Genomic DNA, 586 nt, shown 5'->3' with positions numbered 1-586 from the left:
TTCGGCTACAAGAACCACATCGGCATCGACAAAGCCCATGGGCTGATCCGCACCTGGGATGCCAGCGCCGCCAATGCCCATGACGGTGCACGACTGCCGGACTTGGTCAGCAAGGCCAATACCGGTTCGGGCGTCTGGGCAGACACGGCCTACCGGTCGAAGAAAAACGAGGCTTTCCTGGCGGCAGGCATGTTCAAGAGCCACGTCCACCAGAAGCGCAAGCCGAGGCAGCCGCTGCCCGAGCGGATCGCCAGGGCCAATACCAGACGATCCAAGATCCGCGCCCATGTCGAGCATGTGTTCGCGGGACAGAAACACCGGATGGGGCTCGTCGTGCGCACCATCGGCATCGCCCGCGCCACCATCAAGATCGGCATGGCCAACCTCGTCTATAACTTCCAGCGCCTCGCTTGGCTCGAAGGGCGAGGTGCGCCCGCATAGCGCGAAAACATGGCGCTGAACGGCGCTCCGGACCAGAAAACCAAGGAAACCGGGCCGAAAAGGCCAACCCTCACGTCTCAAAAGCCGCCATCAGACCCCTCGCGCCGCCGTCAAGCCAAAAACAGCCGGTTCTTCGAGGTGTCCA

Annotated in this window: 1 protein-coding gene; it reads left to right on the top strand. The window is 62.6% G+C overall.

Annotated features, from left to right (window positions below; all coding sequences use genetic code 11):
* Positions 1-441 (top strand): transposase (locus IE113_RS16170; RefSeq protein WP_189543365.1); only part of this gene is annotated, 441 nt, incomplete at its 5' end.
* Positions 442-586 lie beyond the last annotated feature (145 nt).

This window comes from Novosphingobium arvoryzae, from assembly GCF_014652615.1.
Taxonomy (GTDB): domain Bacteria; phylum Pseudomonadota; class Alphaproteobacteria; order Sphingomonadales; family Sphingomonadaceae; genus Novosphingobium; species Novosphingobium arvoryzae.
The sequence above is the reverse complement of the archived record's forward strand: the minus strand, read 5'-3'. Positions and strand labels throughout refer to the sequence as shown.